3 protein-coding genes are annotated in these 7,338 nt (G+C 71.6%); 2 read left to right on the top strand and 1 reads right to left on the bottom strand.

Features of this window, described 5'->3' with window-relative positions:
* Positions 1 to 267 precede the first annotated feature (267 nt).
* The gene (locus ABZX96_RS34705) at positions 268 to 933 is read left to right on the top strand and encodes an HAD family hydrolase (protein ID WP_355552451.1); all 666 of its coding nucleotides are present in this window, start codon (positions 268 to 270) and stop codon (positions 931 to 933) included.
* Positions 934 to 1,190: 257 nt separating this feature from the next.
* On the opposite strand, the gene ABZX96_RS34700 is transcribed toward ABZX96_RS34705, so the two are convergent.
* Entirely contained in the window at positions 1,191 to 1,757 is a 567-nt protein-coding gene (locus ABZX96_RS34700; protein WP_355552448.1) for a DJ-1/PfpI family protein, read from the bottom strand.
* 520 nt (positions 1,758 to 2,277) lie between these two features.
* Between ABZX96_RS34700 and ABZX96_RS34695 the strand changes: the two genes are divergently transcribed.
* Positions 2,278 to 7,269, top strand: a complete 4,992-nt coding sequence (locus ABZX96_RS34695; protein WP_355552445.1) for an NAD-glutamate dehydrogenase — start codon at positions 2,278 to 2,280, stop codon at positions 7,267 to 7,269.
* Positions 7,270 to 7,338 lie beyond the last annotated feature (69 nt).

Genomic DNA, 7,338 nt, shown 5'->3' with positions numbered 1-7,338 from the left:
GCCCCTCGCCTCCGTCGTCCCGCTTCGTGACGGGGCTGTCAGTGGTCGGTGGGGTGGAGTGGCGTGCCGTTCCCCGCAGCCGTGGCGCACGGCCCCATCGGCGCCCCCCGCCTCCGTCGTCCTGCTGCGTGACGGGGCTGTCAGTGGTCGGTCGGGCGGAGTGACGTGCCGACCCCGCAGCCGTGGTGCCCGGTCCCATCGGTGCCTCCCGCCTCCGCCATCCCGCTTCGTGACCGGTCTGTCAGTGGTCGTGGGTAGGTTGTCGGCATGGGGACGCAGCAAGCGACGCACATCGTCTGGGACTGGAACGGCACGCTCTTCCACGACATCGACGCCGTCATCGGGGCGACGAACGCGGCCTTCGCCGAGCTCGGCATGGCGCCGATCACCTTGGACACCTACCGGGAGCTGTACTGCGTCCCGGTCCCGCGGTTCTACGAGCGGCTGCTGGGGCGGCTGCCGTCGGACGCGGAGTGGCTGGTCATGGACGCGGCCTTCCACCGCCACTACACGGAGCGGCGGGCGGCCTGCGGCCTGGCGCACGGCGTCGAGCGGCTCCTGGAGACCTGGCAGACGGCCGGGCACAGCCAGTCGATCCTGAGCCTGTTCGGGCACGAGGAGCTGGTACCTCTGGTGCGCGGGTTCGGGATCGAGTCGCGCTTCATACGGGTGGACGGGCGGACGGGGCCGTCCGGGGGAGGCAAGAGCGCGCACATGGTGCGCCACCTCGCGGCGCTTGAGGGCGTGGATCCGGGGCGCACGGTCGTGATCGGGGACGCCGTGGACGACGCGGTTGCGGCGCGCGAGGCGGGCGCGCACGCCGTGCTCTACACGGGCGGGTCGCACAGCCGGGCGAGCCTGGAGGCCGCCGGGGTGCCGGTCGTGGACACCCTCGCGGAGGCGGTGGAGACCGCCGGGCGGATAGCCGCCTAGGAGGGGGAGCAGGCGGCCGGGCACGGGACGCGCCCGGCGTCGTTCACGGGCGACACCTGCGCCCGGTGTCGTTCACGGGTGACACCTGCGCCCGGTGACGGCTCCGGCGGCCGGCCCGCCCGAAGCTCCTCGCGGCCAGGTGTCCCGTCGGCTCCGGTGACGGGCCCGGCGGCCCGCCCGAGGCTCCCCGCGCCCCGGCTCCCGGGCCCCAGGCACCCGCCGCCCTCGCCCTCGGCCCGGCCCCCGTCCGCCCCGCCTCACCCCAACGGCACCTTCGCCCGCAGCACCTTGATGAATTCGCGCATCCAGCCGGAGTGGTCCGGCCAGGCGCGGGAGGAGACGAGGGTGCCGTCGACGACGACCTCGGCGTCGCGGAAGCTGGCGCCGGCGGCCTGCATGTCGGGTTCGAGGGCCGGGTACGCGGTGAGCCGCCGGCCGTTGAGGGCGCCGATCGAGGCGGTGAGCAGGGGGCCGTGACAGATCTGGGCGACGGGTTTGTCGGCGTCGAAGAAGGCTTTGAGGACTTTGCGGAGTTCGGGGTCGTTGCGCAGGTACTCCGGCGCGCGTCCGCCGGGGAGCACCAGGGCCGCGTACTGGCCGGGGTCCACCTCGGAGAAGGCCAGGTCGGCGGGCCAGGTGTAGCCGGGCTTCTCGGTGTAGGTGTCGAAGCCGTGTTCGAAGTCGTGGACGACGAAACGCAGCGTCTTGCGGGTGGGGGCGGCGATGTGGACGTCGTACCCCTCTTCGCGCAGCCGCTGATATGGGTAGAGAACCTCCAGGGATTCCGCCGCGTCGCCCGTCAGGATCAGGATCTTGGCTGCCATGTCATCCACCTCCGCGCGGTGTGCGCACCGCTCGCCGGTGCGGTTCAGCGCCATCCGGTTCGTACGCTCAACCTGCTCCGGTTGGCCGCGCTTGCCAAGACCCCGGCGGCGCCGTGAGGACGGTCGAACGATTTTGCGCAACCCCTCTCTGTCCGATTCGCCGAACTTGGGAGTGAGGTTTTGTCCACACTCCGCCCATGACGACACCCACGTCAGGAGCGATAGCCTTACACCGTGATCAGCGCGATAGTCCGCGGGGGCGCCGAGGCCCCTGCCACGCGCCCGGGACACCTTGGTGACCGGGCGGACGCTGGTCTTCGCCGCCGAACCCGCGTACCGGCCCCGTCGCCGTACCCGCGCCGAGGTTCGGCCGTCTCTCACCGCGGCACGGCGCCGACAACGACCGGAAACTCCCTTTCGCTGCGCCGGAGGAGTCCTCACGTGTCCAGTCGGGGTCGTGCCGTTTTCACGGATCTCATCCACGACGTCACGCAACGGCGCGCGACAGGAGCCAGAGGACATGCAGACCAAGCTGGACGAAGCCAAGACCGAGCTGCTCGCGAGGGCCGCCCGGGTCGCTGAGAGCGGCCCGGCCGGGGGGCAGTCCCCCGCCGAGGGACTGGACCCGGACACGCTCCTGGGATACCTCCAGCGGTACTACCTGCACACGGCACCCGAGGACCTGACGGACCGGGACCCGGTGGACGTCTTCGGTGCCGCCCTCTCCCATTACCGTCTGGCAGAGAACCGACCACAGGGCACCGCCAACGTGCGGGTGCACACCCCGACCGTCGAGGAGAACGGCTGGACGTGCAGCCACTCCGTCGTCGAGGTCGTCACCGACGACATGCCCTTCCTGGTCGACTCGGTCACCAACGAGCTGTCCCGCCAGGGCCGCGGCATCCACGCCGTCATCCACCCGCAGGTCGTGGTGCGCCGCGACCTGACCGGCAAGCTGATCGAGGTGCTGGAGGCCGGCGGGCAGCGCGGCGGGGCCGGCGCGGGCGCGGAGCGGGAGCTGCCGCACGACGCGCTCGTCGAGTCCTGGATCCACGTCGAGATCGACCGCGAGACCGACCGCGCGGACCTCAAGCAGATCACCGCCGACCTGCTGCGCATCCTCTCCGACGTCCGCGAGGCCGTCGAGGACTGGGAGAAGATGCGCGAGTCCGCGCTGCGCATCGCCGACGAGCTGCCCACCGAGCCGACCGCCGACGACGTGCGGGACCGCGAGGTCGAGGAGGCCCGGGAGCTGCTGCGCTGGCTGGCCGCCGACCACTTCACCTTCCTCGGCTACCGCGAGTACGAGCTGTCCTCCGCGCCCGGCGAGGACGGCGCGCCCGAGGACGTGCTGCGCGCGGTGCCCGGCACGGGGCTGGGCATCCTGCGCTCGGACCCCTCGCACCGCGACACCGACGACGGCCACCCCGTCTCGCCGTCCTTCAACCGGCTCCCCAAGGACGCCCGCGCCAAGGCCCGCGAGCACAAGCTGCTCATCCTGACGAAGGCCAACAGCCGCTCGACCGTCCACCGGCCGTCCTACCTGGACTACGTCGGGGTGAAGAAGTTCGACGAGCAGGGCAACGTCGTCGGCGAGCGCCGCTTCCTGGGCCTGTTCTCCTCGGCCGCGTACACCGAGTCGGTGCGCCGCGTCCCGGTCATCCGCCGCAAGGTCGCCGAGGTGCTGGAGAGCGCCGGGTTCACGCCCAACAGCCACGACGGGCGGGACCTGCTCCAGATCCTGGAGACCTACCCGCGCGACGAGCTGTTCCAGACGCCGGTGGACCGGCTGCGGTCCATCGTCACCAGCGTCCTCTACCTCCAGGAGCGCCGCCGGCTGCGGCTGTACCTGCGGCAGGACGAGTACGGCCGCTACTACTCCGCGCTGGTCTACCTGCCGCGCGACCGCTACACCACCAACGTCCGGCTGCGGCTGATCGAGATCCTGAAGGAGGAGCTCGGCGGCATCAGCGTCGACTTCACCGCCTGGAACACCGAGTCGGTCCTCTCGCGGCTGCACTTCGTCGTCCGCGTCAAGCCCGGCGCCACGCTGCCGGACCTGACCGACGCGGACGCCGACCGCATCGAGGCGCGCCTGGTGGAGGCCGCGCGCTCCTGGGCGGACGGGTTCGCCGAGGCGCTGACCGCCGAGGTCGGCGAGGAGAAGGCGGCCGAGCTGCTGCGCCGCTACAACCACGCCTTCCCCGAGGGCTACAAGGCCGACAACCCGCCGCGCACCGCGGTCGCCGACCTCCAGCACCTGGAGCAGCTGACCGGCACGGACGCGCGGGACTTCGCGGTGAGCCTGTACGAGCCGGTGGGCGCGGGGCCGTTCGAGCGCCGCTTCAAGATCTACCGCCGGGGCGAGCCGGTCTCCCTGTCCAAGGTGCTGCCGGTGCTCAACCGCCTGGGCGTGGAGGTCGTCGACGAGCGCCCCCACGAGCTGCGGTGCACCGACGCGACGGTGGCCTGGATCTACGACTTCGGGCTGCGCATGCCCGAGCGGATGAACGGCGACGACGCCCGCGAGCGGTTCCAGGACGCGTTCACCGCCGTGTGGACCGGCCGCGCCGAGAGCGACAACTTCAACCAGCTCGTGCTGCGCGCCGGGCTGAACTGGCGCCAGGTCATGGTGCTGCGGGCGTATGCCAAGTACCTGCGGCAGGCCGGCTCCACGTTCAGCCAGACGTACATGGAGGACACCCTCGCCCACAACGTCCACACCACGCGGCTGCTCGTCAGCCTCTTCGAGGCGCGGCTGTCCCCCGAGCGGCAGCGGGCCGGAAACGAGCTGACCGACGGGCTGCTGGAGGAGCTGGACGGCGCGCTGGACAAGGTCGCCTCCCTGGACGAGGACCGCATCCTGCGGTCCTTCCTCACCGTCATCAAGGCGACGCTGCGGACGAACCACTTCCAAGGGGCCACCGCCGGAAGCGGCGTGGACGGCCAGGACGGCGAGGACGGGGCGCCGCACTCCTACCTCTCCATCAAGCTCGACCCGCAGGCCATCCCCGACCTCCCCGCGCCGCGCCCGGCGTACGAGATCTGGGTGTACTCGCCGCGCGTGGAGGGCGTGCACCTGCGGTTCGGCAAGGTCGCGCGCGGTGGTCTGCGCTGGTCGGACCGGCGGGAGGACTTCCGTACGGAGGTCCTGGGCCTGGTCAAGGCGCAGATGGTCAAGAACACCGTGATCGTGCCGGTGGGCGCGAAGGGCGGGTTCGTCGGCAAGCGGCTGCCGGACCCGGCGGTGGACCGGGACGCGTGGCTGGCCGAGGGCATCGCCTGCTACAAGACCTTCATCTCCGGCCTGCTGGACATCACCGACAACCTCGTCGGCGGCGAGGTCGTGCACCCCAAGGGCGTCGTCCGGCACGACGAGGACGACACCTACCTGGTCGTCGCGGCCGACAAGGGCACCGCGACGTTCTCCGACATCGCCAACGAGGTGGCCGAGTCCTACGGCTTCTGGCTCGGTGACGCGTTCGCGTCCGGCGGTTCGGCGGGCTACGACCACAAGGGCATGGGCATCACCGCCCGCGGCGCCTGGGAGTCGGTCAAGCGGCACTTCCGCGAGCTGGGCGTCAACACGCAGACCGAGGACTTCACCGTCGTGGGTGTCGGTGACATGTCCGGTGACGTCTTCGGCAACGGCATGCTGCTCAGCGAGCACATCCGCCTGGTCGCCGCCTTCGACCACCGGCACATCTTCCTGGACCCGAACCCGGACGCGGCCGTCTCCTACGCCGAGCGCCGCCGCCTGTTCGAGCTGCCCCGCTCCTCCTGGGCCGACTACAACCCCGAGCTGCTCTCCCAGGGCGGCGGCGTGCACCCCCGCACGGCCAAGTCCATCCCGCTGAACGCGCAGGTGCGGGCGGCCCTCGGCATCGAGGACGGCGTCAAGAAGATGACGCCCGCCGAGCTGATGCAGGCCATCCTCAAGGCGCCGGTGGACCTGCTGTGGAACGGCGGCATCGGCACGTACGTGAAGTCCTCGGCCGAGTCGCACGCGGACGTGGGCGACAAGTCCAACGACGCCATCCGGGTCAACGGCGACGACCTGCGCGTCAAGGTCGTCGGCGAGGGCGGCAACCTGGGCCTGACCCAGCTCGGCCGGATCGAGTTCGCCGCGTCCGGCGGCAAGATCAACACCGACGCCATCGACAACAGCGCCGGCGTGGACACCTCCGACCACGAGGTGAACATCAAGATCCTGCTGAACGCCGTGGTCACCGACGGCGACCTGACGCTCAAGCAGCGCAACCAGCTGCTGGCCGCCATGACCGACGAGGTCGGCGCCCTGGTGCTGCGCAACAACTACGCGCAGAACACCGCCCTGGCGCTGGCCGGCGCCCAGTCCGCGAGCATGCTCCACGCCCAGCAGCGGTTCATGCGCCGTCTGGTGCGCGACGGCCACCTGGACCGGGCGCTGGAGTTCCTGCCCACCGACCGGCAGATCCGCGAGCGGCTGAACGCCGGGCGCGGCCTGACCCAGCCCGAGACCGCCGTCCTCCTCGCGTACACGAAGATCACGGTGGCCGACGAGCTGATCCGCACCGGCCTGCCGGACGACCCCTACCTCCAGCACCTGCTGCACGCGTACTTCCCCACCGCGCTGCGCGAGAAGTTCGCCGAGCAGATCGACGCGCACGCGCTGCGCCGCGAGATCATCACGACGGTGCTGGTCAACGACACCGTCAACACCGGCGGGACCAGCTTCCTGCACCGGATGCGGGAGGAGACCGGCGCCTCGCTCGAAGAGGTCGTGCGCGCGCACACCGCCGCCCGCGCGATCTTCAAGCTCGGCCGGGTCTGGGACGACGTGGAGGCGCTGGACAACCTCGTCGCCGCCGACGTCCAGACCCGTATCCGGCTGCACTCCCGCCGGCTGGTCGAGCGTGGCACCCGCTGGCTGCTCAACAACCGCCCGCAGCCGCTGGAGCTCTCCGCGACCATCGACTTCTTCAGCGAGCGGGTCGCCGGGGTCTGGGCCGAGCTGCCCGGGCTGCTGCGCGGCAGCGACCTGGAGTGGTACGAGGCCAACCTGCGCGAGCTCACCGACGCGGGCGTGCCGGAGGAGCTGGCCGTCCGGGTGGCCGGGTTCTCGTCCGTCTTCCCGGCGCTGGACATCGTCGCCATCGCGGACCGCACCGGCAAGGAGCCGCTGGCCGTCGCCGAGGTCTACTACGACCTGGGCGACCGGCTGCGGATCAACCAGCTCCTGGACCGCATCCTGGACCTGCCGCGCAACGACCGCTGGCAGTCCATGGCCCGCGCCTCCATCCGCGAGGACCTCTTCGCCGCGCACGCCGCGCTGACCTCGGACGTCCTGTCCGTCGGCAACGGCAGCTCGACGCCCGAGGAGCGGTTCAAGGCCTGGGAGGAGAAGAACGCCGCCATCCTGAGCCGGGCCCGCGCCACCCTGGAGGAGATCCACGGCTCGGAGGGCTTCGACCTGGCGAACCTCTCGGTGGCCATGCGGACGATGCGCACGCTGCTGCGGACGCACAGCTGACCCGGCGCGGGGCCGGTGGTCCGGTCCCGCGGAGGTGCTGACGGGGCGCCCCCGGCCTTCGGGCCGGGG

The organism is Streptomyces sp. NPDC003077, assembly GCF_040611095.1.
Taxonomy (GTDB): Bacteria; Actinomycetota; Actinomycetes; order Streptomycetales; family Streptomycetaceae; genus Streptomyces.
The sequence above is the reverse complement of the archived record's forward strand: the minus strand, read 5'-3'. Positions and strand labels throughout refer to the sequence as shown.

Excerpts from the sequence above, each read along its gene's own strand:
- ABZX96_RS34705 (WP_355552451.1), top strand. The coding sequence starts at position 268 with ATGGGGACGCAGCAAGCGACGCACATCGTCTGGGACTGGAACGGCACG.
- ABZX96_RS34700 (WP_355552448.1), bottom strand. The coding sequence starts at position 1,757 with ATGGCAGCCAAGATCCTGATCCTGACGGGCGACGCGGCGGAATCCCTG.
- ABZX96_RS34695 (WP_355552445.1), top strand. The coding sequence starts at position 2,278 with ATGCAGACCAAGCTGGACGAAGCCAAGACCGAGCTGCTCGCGAGGGCC.